20 protein-coding genes and 1 pseudogene are annotated in these 20,513 nt (G+C 35.4%); 4 read left to right on the forward strand and 17 right to left on the reverse strand.

The window, feature by feature from the left end; translation table 11 throughout:
* Positions 1–20: 20 nt before the first annotated feature.
* From B5V89_RS06205 to B5V89_RS06220, 4 genes are all read right to left on the reverse strand, one after another.
* Complete coding sequence (locus tag B5V89_RS06205) at positions 21–878, reverse strand: PTS system mannose/fructose/sorbose family transporter subunit IID (RefSeq protein WP_108070984.1); 858 nt, start codon at positions 876–878, stop codon at positions 21–23.
* Position 879: 1 nt separating this feature from the next.
* Positions 880–1,632, reverse strand: coding sequence for a PTS mannose/fructose/sorbose/N-acetylgalactosamine transporter subunit IIC (locus B5V89_RS06210; protein WP_108070986.1), 753 nt, complete (start codon positions 1,630–1,632; stop codon positions 880–882).
* Positions 1,633–1,653: 21 nt separating this feature from the next.
* Positions 1,654–2,154, reverse strand: coding sequence for a PTS sugar transporter subunit IIB (locus B5V89_RS06215; protein WP_108070988.1), 501 nt, complete (start codon positions 2,152–2,154; stop codon positions 1,654–1,656).
* Between the two features lie 66 nt (positions 2,155–2,220).
* Entirely contained in the window at positions 2,221–2,637 is a 417-nt protein-coding gene (locus tag B5V89_RS06220; RefSeq protein WP_213083797.1) for a PTS sugar transporter subunit IIA, read from the reverse strand.
* Positions 2,638–2,975: 338 nt separating this feature from the next.
* Between B5V89_RS06220 and B5V89_RS06225 the strand changes: the two genes are divergently transcribed.
* Positions 2,976–5,816, forward strand: coding sequence for a sigma-54-dependent transcriptional regulator (locus B5V89_RS06225; protein WP_108070990.1), 2,841 nt, complete (start codon positions 2,976–2,978; stop codon positions 5,814–5,816).
* Between the two features lie 50 nt (positions 5,817–5,866).
* Here the strand turns inward: B5V89_RS06225 and B5V89_RS06230 are convergent, their stop codons facing one another.
* The 4 genes from B5V89_RS06230 to B5V89_RS06245 are packed head-to-tail and all read right to left on the reverse strand — an operon-like array spanning position 5,867 to position 9,380.
* Positions 5,867–6,985 carry a Ger(x)C family spore germination protein gene (locus tag B5V89_RS06230; protein WP_280523953.1) on the reverse strand — a complete coding sequence of 373 codons (1,119 nt, stop codon included), beginning with the start codon at positions 6,983–6,985 and terminating at the stop codon, positions 5,867–5,869.
* On the reverse strand, positions 6,952–8,034 hold the full coding sequence (locus B5V89_RS06235) for a GerAB/ArcD/ProY family transporter (RefSeq protein ID WP_066231673.1): 1,083 nt from the start codon (positions 8,032–8,034) through the stop codon (positions 6,952–6,954). The genes B5V89_RS06230 and B5V89_RS06235 overlap by 34 nt, the downstream gene beginning before the upstream one ends.
* A 12-nt stretch (positions 8,035–8,046) precedes the next feature.
* A complete protein-coding gene (locus B5V89_RS06240) occupies positions 8,047–9,069 on the reverse strand; it encodes a spore germination protein (protein WP_108070992.1) in 1,023 nt (340 codons plus the stop codon).
* Positions 9,070–9,077: 8 nt separating this feature from the next.
* On the reverse strand, positions 9,078–9,380 hold the full coding sequence (locus tag B5V89_RS06245) for a spore germination protein (protein WP_107958840.1): 303 nt from the start codon (positions 9,378–9,380) through the stop codon (positions 9,078–9,080).
* A 345-nt stretch (positions 9,381–9,725) separates the two neighbouring features.
* Here B5V89_RS06245 and B5V89_RS06250 point away from each other — a divergent pair, with 345 nt between their 5' ends.
* Positions 9,726–10,772: a 2,3-butanediol dehydrogenase gene (locus B5V89_RS06250; protein ID WP_108070994.1), complete on the forward strand. Its 1,047-nt coding sequence runs from the start codon at positions 9,726–9,728 to the stop codon at positions 10,770–10,772.
* A 507-nt stretch (positions 10,773–11,279) separates the two neighbouring features.
* On the opposite strand, the gene B5V89_RS06255 is transcribed toward B5V89_RS06250, so the two are convergent.
* The 9 genes and pseudogenes from B5V89_RS06255 to B5V89_RS06295 all read right to left on the reverse strand — a co-directional run bounded on the left by B5V89_RS06255 (position 11,280) and on the right by B5V89_RS06295 (position 19,015).
* A complete protein-coding gene (locus B5V89_RS06255; protein WP_107981730.1) occupies positions 11,280–11,435 on the reverse strand; it encodes an aldose epimerase family protein in 156 nt (51 codons plus the stop codon).
* Between the two features lie 336 nt (positions 11,436–11,771).
* Entirely contained in the window at positions 11,772–12,239 is a 468-nt protein-coding gene (locus B5V89_RS06260) for a hypothetical protein (RefSeq protein ID WP_108070996.1), read from the reverse strand.
* 257 nt (positions 12,240–12,496) lie between these two features.
* Positions 12,497–12,795: pseudogene (locus tag B5V89_RS06265) on the reverse strand (Imm3 family immunity protein).
* Positions 12,796–13,115: 320 nt separating this feature from the next.
* The gene (locus B5V89_RS06270; protein ID WP_066231679.1) at positions 13,116–13,589 is read right to left on the reverse strand and encodes an SMI1/KNR4 family protein; all 474 of its coding nucleotides are present in this window, start codon (positions 13,587–13,589) and stop codon (positions 13,116–13,118) included.
* A 21-nt stretch (positions 13,590–13,610) separates the two neighbouring features.
* Positions 13,611–13,955: an HNH endonuclease signature motif containing protein gene (locus tag B5V89_RS20390; RefSeq protein WP_235598323.1), complete on the reverse strand. Its 345-nt coding sequence runs from the start codon at positions 13,953–13,955 to the stop codon at positions 13,611–13,613.
* 233 nt (positions 13,956–14,188) lie between these two features.
* On the reverse strand, positions 14,189–15,418 hold the full coding sequence (locus B5V89_RS06280; protein ID WP_066231681.1) for an IS110 family RNA-guided transposase: 1,230 nt from the start codon (positions 15,416–15,418) through the stop codon (positions 14,189–14,191).
* A 157-nt stretch (positions 15,419–15,575) separates the two neighbouring features.
* On the reverse strand, positions 15,576–16,352 hold the full coding sequence (locus tag B5V89_RS06285) for a recombinase family protein (RefSeq protein ID WP_034767640.1): 777 nt from the start codon (positions 16,350–16,352) through the stop codon (positions 15,576–15,578).
* Positions 16,353–16,769: 417 nt separating this feature from the next.
* Positions 16,770–17,255, reverse strand: coding sequence for a DUF6985 domain-containing protein (locus tag B5V89_RS06290; RefSeq protein ID WP_034767638.1), 486 nt, complete (start codon positions 17,253–17,255; stop codon positions 16,770–16,772).
* 5 nt (positions 17,256–17,260) lie between these two features.
* On the reverse strand, positions 17,261–19,015 hold the full coding sequence (locus tag B5V89_RS06295) for an HNH endonuclease (protein ID WP_244913454.1): 1,755 nt from the start codon (positions 19,013–19,015) through the stop codon (positions 17,261–17,263).
* Between the two features lie 316 nt (positions 19,016–19,331).
* On the opposite strand from B5V89_RS06295, the gene B5V89_RS06300 reads away from it, so the two are divergent.
* Positions 19,332–19,667, forward strand: coding sequence for a hypothetical protein (locus B5V89_RS06300; RefSeq protein WP_142406514.1), 336 nt, complete (start codon positions 19,332–19,334; stop codon positions 19,665–19,667).
* A gap of 40 nt (positions 19,668–19,707) precedes the next feature.
* The gene (locus tag B5V89_RS06305) at positions 19,708–20,505 is read left to right on the forward strand and encodes a hypothetical protein (RefSeq protein WP_108071000.1); all 798 of its coding nucleotides are present in this window, start codon (positions 19,708–19,710) and stop codon (positions 20,503–20,505) included.
* Positions 20,506–20,513: the final 8 nt, after the last annotated feature.

A 20,513-nucleotide genomic window follows, 5' to 3' on the forward strand; every position in this document is an offset into this window, starting at 1 on the left:
TTTTTCGAAGTGAAATAAAATTACTTCGAAACTCCGAGAATACCGAAAAAACTACCAATCAACGATATGAGAATGATGCCAATAATAATTTTGTTATAATTTTGCCCTTTCGTTTTAAAGAAAAAATAGATAGCAAAAACTGCACAAAGAGGTAATATACCCAATAAAATTTGATCAAGAATTTCTTGTACAACAATTGGTTTAGAATGTGCTATTTTAAATTCTAAGGGGGTTTTTATTTTTATATAAGTTGAAGAAAGTGCCCCCATCATAAATAGCCCTAAAATACTGGCGCTATTTATAATTTTATTAATTAGCCCCGATTTCATTAACCGCATAACTGATTCTCTTCCTAAAAAATAACCAGATTTCAACATATTATAGCCAATTAATATAATGGCTAGTGGATATAAAAATGGAATAACAGCACCTAAAAAATTGCCACCGAGTGCCATGGAACAAGCTAGTGCTAATATGATCGGTTTCAACGTCCCCCACATTAATGTGTCTCCAATTCCAGCTATCGGTCCCATTAACCCTGTTTTAAACCCTGTGATTACTTCATCTGGAATTGGAGCCCCATTTGACTTTTCTTCTTCCAAAGACAACGTTACACCGTGTATAATACTCCCCATTGTTCCTTCCGAATTATAAAATTGTAAATGGCGTTTTAATGCTTCTTGATAGGCTTCATCATCATCTTTGTACAGTTTCCTTAAATTTTTGGAAAGTGCATTACAAAATGCTAACGCTTGCAAACGTTCATAAGAATTACTTACCTCTACGGATGAATACCATAAAGCAAAAGTTTTCCTTAAATCTTTCTTAGTTAGCTTTCTTTCTTGTGGCTTTTGTTCTGGTGCAGGCATTGAAGACATATTAGACAACCCCCTTTTTATCTTTATTCATAGAATTAAACATGATAAGGACAGCGATACATGTACCGAAAACAGCGGCCCCCATTGTATTTATTCCTAAATAAGCTACCGCGAAAAAACCAATAAAGAAATATGGCATGATCTCTTTTTTCCCAATAATTAAGAGAATGATAGCGAATCCCATAGCTGGAAGCATACCTCCTGCAACATTAAAGCCATTGATCACCCATTTAGGAAGAGCGTCTATTAAATATTCGACTGCATTCGCTCCAAGTAAAGTAATAATAAAAACGGGTACAAATCTTAAAAAGAATACGAGAATGGTAGGATACGTGATTGCACAATGGAAAATTCCTTTGTAATTTTTCTCTTCCACATATTTATCAGCTTTTGAAATCCAATAGGCATTTGTTGTTCTTCTGATTTGATCCAATAAAACACCTAACACTCCAAACGGAACGGCAATTCCAACTGCTAGCTCAGTAGATAGATTTGATTGTAATGCAATAGGTATCGCAATAATACCAGCTAAAGCCTCATCAGCAGGGATATTTCCCCCCGTTGCAATCATTCCTAAGTACATAAGTTGTATCGTTCCGCCAATGATTAAACCTTGTTCAACATTGCCATATATTAATCCTAAAATTAATCCATATAAAATTGGGGAGCCTAATGCCTGTGTCATTCCATAAAAAACACGGCTTGTGCCTAAAAAGTATAAAATACCGCATAAAATTGCTATCAATATATTCAACTAAATCGCTCCCTTCCCCTATTATTTGTTTAATGAATGGAATTTTTCCGCAGCCTTTTTAAATTCCATTTTCGGCTCATCCGGAACTTGATGTAAGTATGCATGACAACCGCCGCCTTCCAATTCTTCCAGCATTTTGACATCTTCCGCATTTAGAGTAATTGGCCCAAAAACAGTAATCCTGCCCGGTCCAGCTCCTAAGCCTCCGATTTGAATATCTTTTATCGGGATCCCACCTTTTATCGCTCGATAGGTTGTATCAATATCTTTAAATAAAACAAACAGCTTCCCTTCTCCCAACTGATTGATATTCCAACTATTAATCGCGTCTGTTACCGAATAAACTTCTACCTCTATATTGGCTGGAGCCGCCATCACATAAATACTTTTCATAAATTCATCTACAGCTAGTGCATCATCAATAATAACGATACGATTCGCAGATGTTTGTCGGATCCATTTCGTAATTACTTGTCCATGAATAAGTCGAAAATCAACACGTACCATTTGTATTTGTGCCATTACAATTCCCCCTAATAAACTTTTTTATTTAACACTAATTTCTATCTAGCTTAAAGTATGAAATAATTACTTATTTACTTGATTTGGTAATTTTAAATGCTGGCAGCTCAACAACGCAGCTTCTTTAATTTCTTTAACACTCTCTTCTGTAAAAGGTTGGTTTTGTCGCATAACTGCCTCAATAAGCATCATAGAATTTAAACCTGATAGAATTTGAATGTTATATTTTTGGCTTAAACTTAATGCAACATTTGAAGTAGTTCCTCCAGCAATGTCAGTAATAATTAAGGAATCTATCGGCATTTCTTTTAATTTGCCTTCCACCTTTTGCAAGAAATCTTCTGAAGAGTCTAATGGAGTTAGTGCAATTTCACTTACTCCTTTTACTGTACCTATAATCATTGAGAGTTTTTCTACTAGAGTACTTCCCCATCCTCCATGGGTTAATAATAAAATTTCATGTCTCATCGTTTCGTTAGACAAAACTTCTTCACCTCCTTGCTAATTTAATAATGCAATTACTGTACCAACAAAGTGTCATCCCACAATTTTTTTGTAAAAAAGCAAAATACCAGATCAATTTTATCAGTAATAGCAATTGTTTTATCATGCCTATATTTATTAAAAAAATTATTTACAGTTAGTGAATGTTCGAAATCATATGACAGTTCTACCTTGAAAGACGACAGAATCGTGACACTTCGTTGTTTTGTTGTCTTTAGATGACAGATGATTATTTGTCATGACAATTGATGTTGTAGGAGAAAAAAGATAGTATAGAAAACAATAGGACTATTTTTTGACTATAATGAGGTGGACATATGCGAAGAATTGAAAGGATAGCCCATGAATTGAGAAAAAGGTCAGAAAATACTTCCAAAAGTGATCTGGAAAAAGGTAGAATTGTCGGATTTACAGCAAATGAAATTAGTAGCGAATTGCAAATAGCCCGAAATTCAGTTAGTCAAGATTTAAATGAACTTGTCAATCAAGGTCTTGCGATAAAAATAAAAAGCAGACCTGTTTATTTCTTTGACCTTTATGTTTTAGAAAAATATACGGAAAGGAACATTCAAAAGCCTGCAAATCAATATACATCCCTCAGAGATTATTTTGGTACACCTAAAGTTAAAAAAGAATTACTCTCAGTTAAATCAAAGCCTGAGGAAACGACCAACGATGTATTCGAGAAAATCATTGGCTACAATGGTAGTTTGAAAGAAGCGATCGCAAAACTAAAAGCTGCGGTTCTTTATCCACCTTTTGGATTGAACGTGATGTTAACTGGAGAACCTGGTGTCGGAAAAACAATGATCGCTGAGGCGGCCCATAAGTATCTTACGAATTCCCGAGGGAATGATATCCCTTTTGTATACTTTAATTGTTCGGAATATTATAATAACCCAGAATTATTAACCGCCCATCTTTTTGGTCATATGAAAGGCGCTTATACTGGAGCACAAACAGATCGAATAGGATTGATTGAAAAGGCGAATGGTGGTTTTTTATTTCTTGATGAGGTACACCGACTGACATCTGAAGGCCAGGAAAAATTGTTTACCGTGATAGATCGAGGCATTTTTTCGCGGGTGGGAGAATCGCAGTCACATTCTGTAAATGTGAGATTTATTTGTGCAACTACAGAGGATATTCAATCTACCATGCTAAAAACATTTTTAAGAAGGATCCAAGTCGTGGTACATCTACCTTCCCTTTTTGAAAGGCCTATCGAAGAACGCCTTGAATTAGCTTTACTCTTTTTGCAGCAGGAAAGTAATAAAGTCTCTAAACCGATTGACGTTTCAAATGCCTTTTTGAAATATATGTTGGAACGTAATTATACAGGAAATATTGGTCAGTTGAAGAGTAATATTCAGTTTATTTGTGCGCAAGCATATCTCGATAGCCTGACAGATAAAACCGACACCATTCGTATTGATAATCGTTTCATGAAAGTCGATGACAATATGGAAAAAACTCCGGTTGAAGGGTTTAATGCTTTTACTGAAGCTGAGAATATTCTATTGATACCTGATCAATATTCAATAACCGCAGAAAAATTGCTTCGAAAACCTGTTCCTGAGCAGAAAAAGGATATATTTTATTCCTTCTTACTAAATGAGTTTATTAAATTACGGAATAGTAACGTTTCTTATCAAGAAACATTGTCCATTTTGAGGAAAAAAATTGAAACCATTTTTGACTATGGGATCTATCAGAAAGATGATGGAAATCAGGTACAAACGCATAACTTTAAATTATATGACAAAATGGAAGTTGTCCTTTCATATATCGAGGAATTTATTCCATACAAGTTAAATGAAGCAACAAAAAATAATTTACGAAACCATTTTTATTCTTTACTATCTGTTGTAGAAGAGAATAAAAAGGATGACTTTTTCCTATATAGTGGTCAATTGATTATAAATAAGCTAGATTATTATGAAGAAGCTAAAAAAATTTGCGAAAAAATTGAAGAGGAATTTCAGATTAAATGCCCACCAACAGAGCTTTCCTTTATTAGCATGCTGTTACGAGATTTGTTGCGAGGAGAGAATAAAAGTCAGTTAAGAAAAGATTGCGGTGTAGTAATTATTGCCCATGGTCAATCAACAGCATCCAGTATGGGAGAGTATGCAAACCACCTATTCTCACAGCAAATTATCCAAGCGATTAATATTCCGATTGAACAGTCAGTGAATGATACATTGGAATTTCTAAAGAAACTTGTTAGGAAAAATAAGTATCAAAAGCTTATTTTAATGGTAGACATCGGGTCATTGCTTTATTTTGGCAATATTATTTCCGAGGAGTTCAAGATTGAAGTACTAATGATAAAAAATATTAATCTCTTATCTGTACTTGAACTTATGCGGGAAATTATTTATGAATCAACAGATTTTAATTATTTGTTATCGGTTATGAATGATAAAAACCATCAAACAGTTCTCTGCCGTAAAGGTGGATACCGCGATAAGCGTGTATTAATCATCACTTGTATAACAGGAATTGGCACTGCTTTGAAAATTGAAAAGCTTCTTAATGATACTTTTGGTGAATATTTTCCGAATGACCTAAGATTAATGACATTAGATTATGAAGAAACCAAATCACTCGAACGTTTAACGCCAAATTTAGATAAAAATGAACGCCCACTTGCAATCATTGGAACTTTCCAGACTGAGATACCTGATGTACCTTTTATTCCACTTGATGTACTCTTTTCTGAAAAAGGAATAGAACGGTTAATGATTGTATTTGGATATGACATGGCAAATCAAAAAAATGAAAAAATCAGAGAGGCCATTTCCTCAAGATATATTCAAAATTTATCACTAGAAGCTGTGGTCAATTATGTGAATGTTCTTAACCCACAAAAACTATTGATTGAAATGATGCAAGTCTATCGACAAATATGTCGTCAATTAGACATTCATCCAGGGAAATTAGTAATGCTGCGCTTTATGATTCATTGTTGCTGTCTAGTGGAAAGGTTAGCTGTAAACGTTGATTCAATTAAACCGATTAGGGATTACCCATTACAGGAAAACGAAAACGTGTTTGATGTTATTAAATTATCTTTCCGCAACATTGAATTGTCTTATAATATCAAACTTCCACCTATTGAAATCCAATATATTTATGAACTGATTTATGATTAATGTATTTAGAAAAAGCTATCAATAGAAACTGATAGCTTTTTTGAATAGTTCTATTCAATCAACCCCGTATCCTCAATTTGTACGTTTGAATGCACTTTAAATTTAATATTTGGATAGAGGTGTTGCCATTCTTCCCAATCATTCGTGTTAAAATGTCTGCTTCGGTAGCGCATGCCAAATCCAATGGGATCTACGCCTTCTTTTTGCATTTTTATTAATAACTTCTCCATTCCTTTGTTTAACATCTTTTCTGACTCATTCTCATAATTTGTTAATTTATCATTATGTACCGCTTTAATTGCTTCCTCGATTCTCCCTCTCACTTTAAGCTTCACACGAATATAAGGCTGCTTGCCAGGAGGAGTGATTATTTTGTATTTCGTTTTTACTTTTTGTGTTTCAATAATGATCATATCTTTTCCTTTGTTTACTTTTAGTACACTTTTCTCCTCTTTATTTAACATGAAATTAAGAAATTTGGTTTCTTCAGGAGTTAAGATCGTTTTCATTTTTTTCTTATTCATAAGAGCCATCGTATTAATGGTAAACAGTGAATCCTTTGCTTCGATAATTGGAAGCATTGGATCAAGTCCTTTTTCCGTGAGCCTTTTTTTATAATCATAATAAAAGGGTGGAATGATATATGGTGTTTCTGAGCCGTCTTTTCCTAGCGCAAGGAACAACGCATCTGAAGGAAGCTGCTCCGATTTTGGTCTTACTTGCAACACATCGAGTGCACTTGGCTTCCCCACGCCAACCCAAGCAATCTGCTGGATATCTCTTCTTCGAGCAAACCAATAATTAATTTCAATAGGGAGTTTTTTCAATAGTAAATCTTGCCCGAATAAAATGACCTTTGCATGGCCGAAATCAATTTCCTTGTCCACTTTTGTTTTTATCATCCGCACTGCCTCGGAAATGGAATTAGCTTTTTCCGAAACAATAAGAAAATCATCCGGCTCATCTTTCGAACCAGGAATCACGAACTTAAGACTGATATTATATTTTTTTTGACTATGAGATGCAGTATCTATTCCGATACTCACAACAAATATTCGTTTATCAATATCTTTAAAACCACAGCCGCTTAAAATTAGCAGCAAAAGAAAAATACATACGAAGTAACTCTTTTTACCTATTTTTTTGATAGTGTTCCCCTCCTTGCCCACAAACAAAAACTCGCGACAAAAAGTATTTCAACAATAAATCGGATAACCATCCAATAAGAAGTGAATGTATTTAACAAAACAGTATTTGTAAAAATGACACCAGCAATGGAAACACAAATATAAAGAGCAATAATTGCTCCGTTTTGCTTTTTACTAGACTTCTTTTTAAAGGTTCCTTTCATTAGCTCAAAAGCAACATGCCAGTGAACAGAAACACTAATAAGTACGATACTCATATAAAAAATGAGGAATAGGAAGATTACTCTCTCAATTGGACTATAGACCATTCGAATCGAATCCGAAGTTGTGATCCACGGATAAAGAAATTCTTGAGTTTGATCCGCCCCGTTAAAGCCAATTGGGATAAAAAAAGTGGTGAATAAACTAACCCAGCCTAATAAAAAAATAGTCAGGAAGTTCCAATTAGATAATCGTTTCTTAATCAAACGGTTAAAAATAATCAAATTAGTAAATCCAGAAAACACATAGGTTGCTGTTCCGATTACTTTTAAATTTGGCACTTCAAAAAGATGAGTTCCTACTTCTAAGATGGCATCCCAGCTAATATTTTCATTCGTATATGCCTTGAATATAATAAATCCAATTAATGGAGTATTTATAAAAAGCACAATTTCTAATAAATACATCACTCTCTCGGTCGGCAACTGGATTACAAAACAAATGGCAGCTAAATAAATGGCTAAAATCATCAGTTTAGGAAATTCAGGGTTGATAAAGCGATTTAAAATATCAATAAATTCAAGTAAAGTAATCAGACCCGCTGAAAACCATAAAAATTGCATGATAGAAAAACAGATGACTTTCAACAATCGATACTGACTTGAGTCAAAAATCTCGGGAAATCCTCGTTCAGGAAATTTAGACATAGCTTTGGTGAACAAAAATGTAAGGCTAAGGCTTATTGGTATAGCGATCAATATCCCCATGACAGTCCCATCAAAACGATACTCTATTAAAATTTTAGGAACAAACATAATGACATTGATCAGCATGTTTATTAATACAAGATATAAAAAATAACGATTCAACGTCCTGCTCCTTTACCCGTTTCCTAGATTTTTCTTTGATTTATTTTGAACGAGGGTAAAAAACGGTTCACCAAAACTATCCAGTTTCACAAAATAGGCAATAATCATAAAGAATCCAATGACAACACCTAGTAACCCAAATAAGGTAGCTAACACTAACACAAAGTATTTCAACACCCTAATCGCAAAGCTAAACGAATTGATAGGTACCACAAAATTTGAAATCGCAACGGCGGATACAAGAATAATCATGATATTACTAACTAGATCCGCTTCTGTAGCAGCCTGTCCTAAAATCAAACCGCCAACGGTTGTAGCAGTCGGACCAATCGCCTTGGGCAAACGGATACTAGCTTCTGTCAATAATTCCATCATAAATAGCATCAATAATACTTCAATAAAAGAGGGATAGGGCACACCTGTACGGCTTCCAGCGATCGATATCGCTAATTGAGCTCTAAAAACCTCTGGGTTATAACTTGTTAGAGCAACATATAACCCAGATAACGTAATACTCAAGAAAAATCCGATATAGCGCAGCACCTGCAGAAATCTTCCGACCCAATAGGTTTGATAGATATCCTCCATTGAAGCCATAAAATCCTTCATTACTGTAGGCAAAATGACAGCAAATGGTGAACCAGAAGTAAGCAGGATTACTTTTCCACCAGCTAAGTTTACGGCTACCCTGTCCGGTCTCTCACTCACCAGCATGACAGGGAACAGCGACCGATTACTTTTTTTTATAATATCCAGCAGCTGTTCCCCCGATTGAAACATTTGAACTTCAACGGAAGAAAGAAAATTTTTTATTCTTTCTAAAACAACGGGATCAACATATTGAGTATCATGGAGAATCATTACTTTTGTTTGCGATGTCGTTCCAATCGTCATAGATTCTACAGTTAAAGTAGTGGACGGGTATCGCTGACGAATGAGTCCTAGATTTGTAGGCAGGCTTTCACTAAATCCAGATTGCGGGCCTTGGGTAGTGGTTTCAATGGTAGTATCTAAAACCGCATTATTTTGATCAATTTTACTATCTAATAAAAAATAAAATCCTGATAAAAAAGAATCGAAACTCCTCTTACTAGCTCATCAAGCGTTTTCTGTTCATTCTCAAACGGTTTTATTTTCGGCTGCGATTGCAGGTAATCTAAGAACCGCTCAGGAGATGTAATTTCAAAAAAAGGAACAACCACGTATTCTTGAAAAATCTTCTCATCACTAATTGTGTTGATATATAAGACTTCAATCGATTTTTCTTCGGTATGTAACTCCTTAGAAACAACCTCTTCCGAATGTGCAACCTTTCTTTTCAAGGATTCCTGGATGGATTGAATCATATGTATAAATCCTCCCCGTTTAAAAAGCACTTTTCTTACTGTCCCCTGATAATTGGAATTTTATTCATGTGGGTCTCTTGTGATAACCAACCAATAGGGCGGATTCTGGTCCAGTTAACATCCGCTTAATTGAATTTTCCTGTTTCTAATAAATTTCTTAATTTGACACAAAGTTAATAAAAGGCGAAATATTTGTTTTAAAAAGATAAATTTGAAATCAAGCAGAAAATAGATCGTAGCTGAGCTTTTATCCTTTGTATTTACGATGCATTTTAGTTGAAAAAAGCCAAATAGAAGAGTATATTAAAAGTGTAAAAACTATTATTTTCTTAGGAGATGCATGAAATGAAAGCATTAAGATGGCATAACCAAAAAGACTTACGATTAGAAAATATAGAAGAACCGAAAGCCCTTAATGGCAAAGTTAAATTAAAAGTAGAATGGTGTGGAATTTGTGGCAGTGATTTACATGAATATACTGCAGGTCCTATTTTCATTCCAACTGAAACACATCCATTAAGTGGCGATAAAGCTCCAATTGTTATGGGACACGAATTTTCCGGACGAGTTGTTGAAGTAGGTGAAGGTGTGACAACTGTTCAAGTTGGCGACCGCGTAACTGTTGAACCTATTTACGCATGTGGTGAATGCGAGGCTTGTAAACAAGGAAAATATAATCTTTGCGATAAAATGGGATTCTATGGTCTTGCTGGAGGCGGCGGCGGATTTTCCGAATATGCAGCTGTACCAGTTGAAATGATTCATAAATTACCAGAAACTGTATCATTTGAACAAGGCGCACTTGTTGAGCCATCCGCAGTTGCTCTTCATGCAGTTCGTCAAAGTAAATTGAAAGTCGGCGACAAAGCTGCTGTTTTCGGTACCGGACCAATCGGTTTACTTGTTATTGAAGCATTGAAAGCTTCTGGTGCATCAGAAATCTACGCTGTTGAATTATCCGAGATTCGTCAACAAAAGGCAGCAGAACTTGGTGCAATCGTTATTGACCCGAAAAAATATGATGCCGTTGAAGAAATTTACAAACGTACAAATGGCGGGGTTGATGTAGCTTATGAAGTAACTGGTGTACCACCTGTATTAAAACAAGCAATCAATGCAACAAAAATAGATGGGGAAACAATGGTTGTAAGTATTTTTGAAAAAGAAGCGCCAATCCATCCTCATGATATCGTTATGAAAGAACGTTCATTAACTGGTATTATCGGATACCGGGACGTCTTCCCAGCTGTAATCAGCTTAATGGCTCAAGGCTATTTCCCCGCTGACAAATTAGTAACGAAACGTATTAAACTTGATGATGTGATTGAAGAAGGTTTTGAAGGCTTACTAAGAGAAAAAGACCAAGTAAAAATCCTAGTTAAAGCTGAATAAATTGTTGAACCAGATTTCTATGGAAATAGGAATCTGGTTTTACTTTTTTAATAACCTAGTAATTCAGTTATCTAATTTCTGTGGGTTGCACAAAAAAGCTTCGAATTTTTTTGTGGATCATAGAATTCTGGTTGTAACGCATAGATTCTGGTTTGTGCATCATACTTTTGGGTTTGTGATGCATACGTAGCTTGTGAATCTACCTTTTTTTGTTTTGTGGATCATAGAATTCTGGTTGTGACGCATAGATTCTGGTTTGTGCATCATACTTTTAGTTTTGTGATGTATATGCTGCTTGTGAATCCATCTTTTTTTGTTTTGTGGATCATGAAATTCTGTTTGTGACCCATAGATTCTTACTTGTGCATCATACTTTTAATTTTGAGGAGCATGCAAAGCTTCGGAATCTACCTTTTTCCTTTGTGGATCTTATAATATCGAAAAAATAAAAAGAGAAGTGCTGATAACACTTCTCTTTCACAACTGTTATAGGAGACAACATGTTAATCACCCTGAGATACCAAATTTATACTTCGTACTAGAATGAAACACCTCACCCTTTTTTAAAATACTTGAAGGAAAATGTGGGTGATGAATAGAATCTGGTAATCCCTGTGTTTCTAAGCATAATCCGAGATAATTTCGTGATGGGATACCCCTTATGGAAAAGTGCCGTTATCTTCAAGTTGGTTGCCTGTATATACAAACTGCAACAATATTATATTGGATTGTCGCAAAGTGGACTAACATAAAGCCATTGGTACAGTTTGTCAGGGATAATAGGCAACCGACATACATTAAATCTCTAAACCCCTTTGACAACCAAAGGGGCTTTCACATTCTGTAACTTAGTGACTAAACATCATATGGTATCTATAATAGATCCACAAACAACTTGATCCTAGTGCAAGAAAGTAGACATAGATTTTCTACCGCGCATTCGCTTGGTTGCCTTTATAAAAAATTGCCTTTGGGAAAAACCCCAGGTTAAACGTATTTTTATTTACTTTCAAAATGCTTATCGAAAAAAATTTGATGGTTATTTTTGATATCAATAACCTTCAGTATATTCGACTTTTTAATATAGATGCTCTTATAACGCTTTTCCCCATCGATATTAAAAATCAAGATTCGCTTATTAGGGTTGTCTGTTCCAACTGTATAGTTAATATGATCAACTTCTAGTTTATCCATTATTACTGCATATTCCGGATATTTTGACCCAGCATCAGAATTGGTATTATTTTTTGCAGCCCCTTGAGATTCAGTCTGTGTTTTCGATTCTTCCGACTGAGACTTCTCATTGCTGTGATCATTTGCCACATCTTTACTTGGGTCTTTCGCAACCTCATTCGTCCCATTGGCACTGGTGTCTTTACCATTCGACGTTTGCTTTTTTTCCCCATTATTTGCAGAACAAGCTGTCAGTAAAAATGCACAAACTAGTAATAAAAGTACCTTTTTCATAAATAAACTCCTTCTTAAAATTAAATGAAACAACATTATAACGAATTTAAAACTATCATGCAAAAAATTATACTTTTCTATCTATTTTCCTTTTGTGGATCATAGAAACCAGTTTGTGGCGCATAGTTTCTTCTTTGTGCATCATACTTTCGATTTTGTGACGCATACGTGGCTTTTGAACTAACTACATTTAGTAAAAATTTGATAAAGTTTAAATAGAGATAATCGTATCTAACTATGGGAGCTTAAATAGTAAATTAAATAAGAATTCCATCCTCCTTTATTTCCTCTAATGTTAATTCATCTCCCGCTTCTTGCGGATTAAACATGCTTAATCTCTTTTTTATTCCTTCAATACGTCCAACAAAAACTTTATCATGGCCAATTGCAATTTCTCCAATAGCAGTATCAACAATAACATCTTCTATCTTACCTAAGTTATCAAATTCATCCGCCAGTTTTGCTATAGCAACCTATATCCCCCATCTTCATCTAACAACTCTTCATATGTCTCCTGAATTGCATCAAATAATTCATTATACTCCCAATCCTTCATTAGTTTTCTCCTCCCAAAAAATTAAGTCTAAGGAATAATTCTATTACCATTGTTGTGTATGACTTCTAATTTAATATTTTTTATTTAGCAGCAAACTCTGCTATGACTTTACTATAACTGTCGCAAAATGCCTTGATGGTATAACCATCATGAATTATGAATTTTCATTAGCATTTTTTATTTCGTCCAAAGCACAGATTTCTCACAAAAAAACTAAAAACACCTGTTGCCTATTAGACAATCAAGTGCTTTTTGTTTATTAAATAGGTTTGACCGATTTACAAACATTGGATCAAGGTTTTGTTACTACCAACAAGTATCTATTCTGTTAACATATTAAGAAATTCTTCAAAGCTATTACTTATAGTATATGTTACAGGATTTAAATCTGAAGACTCTTCATGATTCCACACGCATACAGTAGGCTCTTCAACATCGTTACGATAGTCTAAGCAAACAAAGTCACCCGCAAATAAAACAGCTATTGGTAGCAGTTCAGTACCAACTAAATTTTCATCAAAAACAATTCTTTCGTCTAATTGTGTTCTAACTACTCCTATATCATAATACTCATCGTCTCTTTCCCCGGTTACTTTTAAAATACATAAAAACCTATCAATCGCATAGATATGGTTATTATACTTAAAACTATCCTTTATAGGAGTACCACCATTATATTTTTTTATAAATTCTTTATACGTCTCTGGTAAATTTATTCTCCACTTACCTTCCTTTTCAGAAAGCAAAGTATCATCTGGTAAGGGATAAATTATTGATCCATCCTTAAATTCCATTTCTATACCACCTCAATATTATTATCTTGGAGCATCGGCCCACATACCTTTTGTCCTTCCACCATTATGTGGTGTGATATTATGAATACCAAAGGGGACTAGCTCCATTTTACCCGGAACCTCTGTATGATGCCATGTCATTCCTTTTCTTGCACCACCTATTTGTTCATCTAACCACTTAAACTGTTCTTTATCTGATAATCTCCAAAATTCCTCTGGTAGCTGAACAGTTTCTTCTACAACACCCGCACTTGCAAAGTCGGCAAATCCATACCTCATACCATCTGCTTTTGTAACCTTTATTTCAGGAATATGTCCTTTTTCTATAGCCATTTCTTTTATCTTTCTTTTTTGAGCGGAAGACAAGCTATCGCCACCAGGAATAGTATCATCCCAAGACCAAGGTTTGTTTAAATCGACATGTTCTTTATATACTTTTGCATAGTCTTCAATGACTTCATCAAATTTCTTATTGCCATTTATAAAATCATCAATATTTCTTAAATTAGTTTCACTAACTCCCTTACCTTTACCCGTACCCTATGTTGTAATCTTAAAAGCTAAAAATAAAAAAGTCAGCCATTTACCATACTATTAAACTACTTCTTTTCTTGCTCTATCGGCAATTCGTAGGCTGTTTTATGTTTCATCATGCCATAAACAATGTTCACAAGCCTTCTCATAATGCACACCAATGCTTGTCCCTTTGTTTTGCCTTCTTTCAGCTTACGTTGGTAATAAGCGTGGAACACTGGATTTCGTGGCAATTTACTTCCCTTTGCTACTTGCACTTGTTGTACTGCGAGGTTGTAAAATAAAGCGTGTAGCGCCCGATTTCCCTGTTTACTTTTTTGTTCCTTGCCTTTCCCACCAGACCCAAAGTAAACAGGCGCAATCCCCGCAAATCGTGCCAATTTGTTGGCATTTGGAAAACGTCTAACGTCACCAATCTCCGCAATTAAAGCGGAAGCTGTTACGAGGTCAATGCCTGGCATGGAGTCTAGTTGAAAGTCTAGTAAGCTCATTAACTCTTTTAATTCGCCTTCCACATAGTTCATTTCCTTCTTTTTAAACGTGATGTCTCGAACGATGCTTCTTACTAGAAAGTCTCGCGTTTCTTGATGTTCTTTTGTTGTGTTCCCATCTTCTATTACTAGCTTCAATATTTCATTCGCTTTTTTCACCGAACAAGTATTATGGCTCACTTCTAATAAGAAGGTGGTCAATTGTTTTATACTCACACCTTCTAAACAAGACGGTGATGGGTATCGTTCCCAAAATGCTAAAGCTGTTTTCCCATCCACCTCGGAGAAAAACTTCTTATAGCTTGGATAATGATGGCTCAATTGAATATGCAGTTGGTTTTTTAAAGCACCTTGAGCTTTCACCAATGCATTTCTTCTAGTGACCAATTGTTGTATCGACCAAAATAAATCATGTGGTTTAGCGTCAGGCAATTGGCTAAGTTGTCTTACCAATATTCTAGCCACACATTCCGCATCCCAGCTATCACTTTTTTGTACGGTCACATGGCTTTTTCGTTCAGCGTACGAAAGTGCTGGGTTAACCTCTTTTACAACTTGTCCATGGTCCGTTAGATATTGTGCCAGTGCTCGACCGTAACCGCCCACATCTTCTAAACCAAATACAGGTGTCAACCCTTCTTCTGTCAGTTTATCAATATCTAGTAAAAATGTTGAGAAAGCGGACGGTTTATTTTCAACCTTTATTTCATCTAGTTTTTCCTGCCAACAATTAATAATCACTGCCACATGGTGCTGTTTATGCAAGTCTACACCCACATAAATATGTTTCTGCTTTTCATGCATCGTTCATCCTCCTATTCAGTTGTCAATTATTGAATGAAAATGCCGGCAACCTTAGTTCGAGCGTTCACCTATCGGTGCGCATTGGTACGAAAGCCTATCCATTTTCAACCTTACAGAAGAATTTATAAGAAAATGAGTCCCTTTTTTAAGTAACCTTTTAAATTATTGCTTCATGTTTGCCATTTGCTTGTATTTGTCCGTAGGTATAGATCCCTTGATAAAAACTTTCTCGGTCTAATATTCGCTTCACTTGTACTTTCGTAAATGCTTTCCCTTGCGTTGTTTGATACCCTTCTTCATTCAATGCTTCTGCCAACCTAGACAGTGACCATTTCTTATGTAGCTCTTTTAACTCAAATAACCGTTTTACTACTTCTGCATGCTCGTTATGTATCTTTAATTCCTTTTCACCCTTTAGCTTTGTATAGCCAAATGTTGCCCTTCCCCCTGCATATCCACCTTCCTTCGCCTTTTTATTTCTGCCTTTCGTTAGTTTTAGTGCTATCTCAAGCCGTTGGTATTGGTCTAACAATTCCATTAAGCCATTCACCAAAAAGTCGTTAGGGTCTTTCTTATGGATACTGTAAAAGGGTTGTTCAATACTTTTAATGTCACAACCATATTTTTTCAGCTCTCGTTGAATCAGCACCTTCACAATATCTGACCGCCATAATCGGCTTGTGTTGAGCACCACCACATAATCAATTTGGACAGACGAAAGGTGAGCCAACATCTCCTGTAAGCCCACCCTGTCAATTTCTAATGCTTCTTCATTTAGTTTTGCGCCACTAATTCCTTCGTCTCTAAAAATATGAATCAAGTTTAAGCCTTGTTCCTTACAATATGCTTTAATTTCCTCTTCTTGATATTTCAAGCTATATCCATCTCTTGCCTGCCCTTGAGTGGAGACTCGTATATACCCAACAACGTTCAACTTTTCACCCTCCCGTTACATAAATTGTAATTTGTGTAACGCTTTTTAAACGAATAGCGAGTATTATACAACCGTCTCTTGTAAAAACACAACCCAATTTTTGTCTGCCTTGACGCTAAACTAGTTACCTTCTTACGTAACCTACCTTTTATCGCCACGAGCTTTGTCATTCTCGTTAGTTTTTTAGCCATTCCCTGTCATAACTACCCCTGCCATGTAAAATGTCATCTCGCCTAATTATCATACTTTTTTTACTATCCAAGTATTAAACCGATACTCCATGATGGTACAACCTTCATGAGTTATGAATTTCATACAGTCTTTTTAAATTACCTCTCATCTATTAATTATGGAAAAAACCTTGAAGGAACTCACTTCCATTCAAGGTCAACTTTATCGTCCAGAATATTTCGAAAGTTATAATACAATATCTTGATAACCTACTTCTTCTACCATTTCATCTTCGATTTTTATTCCCATCCCATTGTCAATATCCCAGGAAACATCACAAAGTAAACCTAATCTTCTTTTTCCATTCTTTCTTACTCTTCTTACAATTAATTCAACTGGCTTTACTATTCCTTTTAAATCTGAGATAGAATCAATCTTTGGTGCAAATTTATCTGCTTCTGATTCATTACCTAACATCTCTCTATACTCTTCATAGTTCTCAATATAGTAATCGTAGACTTGCTTTTCAGCCTCATGTATTATGTTATTCATTTCTTGATTAAAGTTAATAAATGCTTCTCTTTGCACATTTGAAAAATCAGCGTTTTCATGTGCATCAACACTTAAAAGTATTTCTCTTTCCAAATCAAACATTCTAATGGTTGTTTTTCCTCTCCAAAAATTGTTTTTATATTCAAGCTTTCCAAATAATTCATCATTGATTATAGCCATCCTAATTACTCTCCTAACTTAACTTTTATATTATATTCTCCAACTCCACCCAAATGTTTAAAAACACTATTGATTTTACTTGGCACCAATTGTATTGTTTCCAAGTCGTTAAGTTCATGCCAAGTATATTTATTATCTTCTCGCCAATCAGCTATATCTTCTGCTGTCCATTTTTGTTCTGGTGTACTCCACTTTTTAGCCAATTCTTCATCAGCAGTCGAAAAGTTTGATTTTCTATCATTAGTCATATTTTCTAATTTAATTTCACCTTTGGAAAATGGAGAAAAGTCTGGCATTCCGTTTTTATACTCAACTCCATCAACACCAGCTTCATCAAGGTATTTTTTTATTTCACCGGTCTTATCGGAGATAAATAACGATTCTGCTCGTTCGTTACTCCATTCACCTTTGTTAACAGGGGTAGTTTTTACCCTTTGTTCATAAGTACTGTATTTAGGGTCTACGTCAAAACCTCTTGTAAAGTCTATTTGCCTATAATTATCCGTACCCTTACTACCACCACTAACCCCATTCCCCCTACCAAGCTTTGCAGCAAAATAATTCTCAGCCGCATGCGTATTCTCCACAGGTATTCGAACACTTCCAGTATTGCCGAATCCCTCCATAGCGAGGTCCAATGGTTTTCGGGTCGAGAAGATATTTTTCGTATGTGTGACAGTTGAATCTATGAATCTTCCTACTTCTATTGTATCGTCTATTAACTTATTTTTCAGCTTATTTGGTACATCTTTTATCATGGAGGCGGCACTTTTTAAGCGAGTGGTAGACGCCTTTCCGGCTGTTTCAACTAGATTTCTAACCTGAGTCATTCCATTATTGACACTGTTTTTTATTCCCGTTTTAACGGATGATATCCCTATATCTCCAAGGTGAGCAAACTTTACTGTACCACTGAATTTTGCGACACTGCTCACTCCAGGGATAATGTCCAACGGGCTTAATAGTCCACGGAAGACTCGTTCTCCGGTACCTAGCTCTCGACCTGATATCCAATCCTTTCCCGAAACGGCCGAGCTTAATTCGAATGTTCCATAAGCAGCTCCTAAGGCGATTCCGGCAGGCGGGCAGACTAATGATACACCGACGATGACGACGAGTGCGGCAATTTGTCCCCAGAATTCCTTGCTTTCTTGATGGTTTCGAATCGATTCATATTCAAAAGCGTGGGTATTTACAGCTGCGAGTTGATACTCTTTTTGTGAAAAATCCTGATCCGGATTTAGCTCTTTCCAAGCCTCATATTCAAGCTTCATCTGTTTGGCATAGTGATTATCTCCGTTAAATATGTCATCGATACTTACCTCTGTTTTTGGAACTTCGAAGGTCTGTTGCTGTCCGTAACCCGCGTAGACAACCTTTACTTCTGTCGCACCAATCCGATTTTTCGTCGTGTAATTGGACGGGGTTAAATCCCTCATCGCTTCGACAAATGCATCGATATCTTCATAGAATGGTTGATCAATCGTACGGTCGACGATATCCCCAACTTTTCCAGTAAAGCGATGAAGCACTTCAAAGTCTTCGTATAATTGTTGAAATTTATCCTTTTGACTTGTGTGATGAAAGGAAATGACCCCATCGCTGTCAAGGCTTGCAATATCTGATTCGGCATCTTCTAAATTGTCTGTAATAGCTTTGAGTTCATCGATCATCCCTTTTCCATAACGACCTAATCCAATTAAATCACCGATTCTATCCTTCATTTTTTCCCAGTCTGTTGGGATATATTTTACATCCACGGAACCCCCCCTGTCGTATTAAACTAGATTTTTAAAATTGGCCAATAGGGGAATTTCCCCATTCCATATCCTTCATATTATTACCTTCTAAAATTTTACAATATGAAAAGTGAAGATAAAATAGGGAAAAAGGATGGTAGGTATTTCGTTGGATTAAAGTAAAGGGAAGGAGATAGGAAAAGTTTCCTAAAAGGTAAAAAGATCATGTCGTTGATTTTGGAAAAGATGTCAAAAAATCTATTGTAAGCTGGTTTAACTGATTACTAAAAAATTATAATAGGTAAAGAGGATACTAGGTTAAAAGAAGGGGAAATCCGTGAATATGGAAATCATTGAAGCGATCCGAATACTAATAACCGTTTTACTTTCAGCACAATTTACTTACGGTTGTACAATTCTTTTATTAGGCCGAGTAATGACGGATTATTATGAGTGGGGAACGTTTGAACACCCTAATACTATTTTTCAAAAAGTCACAAACGCATTTATGATTGTGACCATTAGCAGTGGATATTATATTAATAAAAAACTAATGAAATATAATTGGTTTACTAGAAAGTTACTTTTATTGTTTGCCTTAATTCTTCAAGGTATTATTTCTATCATTGTCTATTACATTGTATATGGCGGCTTGAAAGCAATATTTCTTTAAGAATGGTTGGAAAAGTCAAACTGAAAAGGATGATGAAAAAATGGATCATTTATTAACCTGCACAACAGAAGAACTAGCACTAATGGTCAATGTTGCGGGTCACCAGGAGATTGCAAAAGGAATTGCTACGGTATTCACCTCCAATAAAACAGAAAAAGAATTGAATGCAATATTCGAAGCCACAACAAATCAACTCATTATGAAACAAATATGGGACCCTGATCGAGATATGCGTGGAGAATTCCCTTTGAATGAGAAACTGAAACGATTTATTGATAAATATGTAGGATCGAAACGAATGATTAGATGCTCGAATGCCCCTCAAAAGTCAGTCTTAATGATCCATCACTATGAAAATAATGAATGGTTATTCCATTTAATTGATCGAGATATTATCCATGAATTCGCACTAATTGATGCTTCCGAAATAGGGGAGATAATTGAACAGTATTACGCAATTTCCTATGAACAGTTTGGTGGCAAACAACATTTTTACTTAACTGATAAGGCATTTGATTTATTAAGCAACCCAGACAAAGTTGATATCATCCGTAAAGACTCTAGGTTTACACAGCAAGAAGAAGATAGCTATAACCTATTTTTAAATGATTTACACACATTTCATTGGACATTATTTAATATATCCAATTTTGCTATCCTCTCCGTGAAAAACGAAATGTACTTAGAAAATATTCTATTCTTTCTACCCTCTAAAAAAGGAATATGGATTACGGAATATACAGAAGACATCAACAAACCGGTTCATACCTATTTAGCGAATCAAGAAGAATGGCAATCCATTTTAAGCAACATCGGGATAGTGGCAGCTACTTACTAGTTATAAGC

The sequence above is a fragment of the Heyndrickxia sporothermodurans genome, from assembly GCF_003055045.1.
GTDB classification, from domain to species: Bacteria; Bacillota; Bacilli; order Bacillales; family Bacillaceae_C; genus Heyndrickxia; species Heyndrickxia sporothermodurans.

Bases quoted from the DNA above. Each gene is read 5' to 3' on its own strand.
- B5V89_RS06205 (WP_108070984.1), bottom strand. From the start codon at position 878: ATGTCTTCAATGCCTGCACCAGAACAAAAGCCACAAGAAAGAAAGCTA.
- B5V89_RS06215 (WP_108070988.1), bottom strand. From the start codon at position 2,154: ATGGCACAAATACAAATGGTACGTGTTGATTTTCGACTTATTCATGGA.
- B5V89_RS06225 (WP_108070990.1), top strand. From the start codon at position 2,976: ATGCGAAGAATTGAAAGGATAGCCCATGAATTGAGAAAAAGGTCAGAA.
- B5V89_RS06245 (WP_107958840.1), bottom strand. From the start codon at position 9,380: ATGATTCAATCCATCCAGGAATCCTTGAAAAGAAAGGTTGCACATTCG.
- B5V89_RS06250 (WP_108070994.1), top strand. From the start codon at position 9,726: ATGAAAGCATTAAGATGGCATAACCAAAAAGACTTACGATTAGAAAAT.
- B5V89_RS06260 (WP_108070996.1), bottom strand. From the start codon at position 12,239: ATGAAAAAGGTACTTTTATTACTAGTTTGTGCATTTTTACTGACAGCT.
- B5V89_RS06270 (WP_066231679.1), bottom strand. From the start codon at position 13,589: ATGGAATTTAAGGATGGATCAATAATTTATCCCTTACCAGATGATACT.
- B5V89_RS06280 (WP_066231681.1), bottom strand. From the start codon at position 15,418: ATGCATGAAAAGCAGAAACATATTTATGTGGGTGTAGACTTGCATAAA.
- B5V89_RS06290 (WP_034767638.1), bottom strand. From the start codon at position 17,255: ATGGCTATAATCAATGATGAATTATTTGGAAAGCTTGAATATAAAAAC.
- B5V89_RS06305 (WP_108071000.1), top strand. From the start codon at position 19,708: ATGGATCATTTATTAACCTGCACAACAGAAGAACTAGCACTAATGGTC.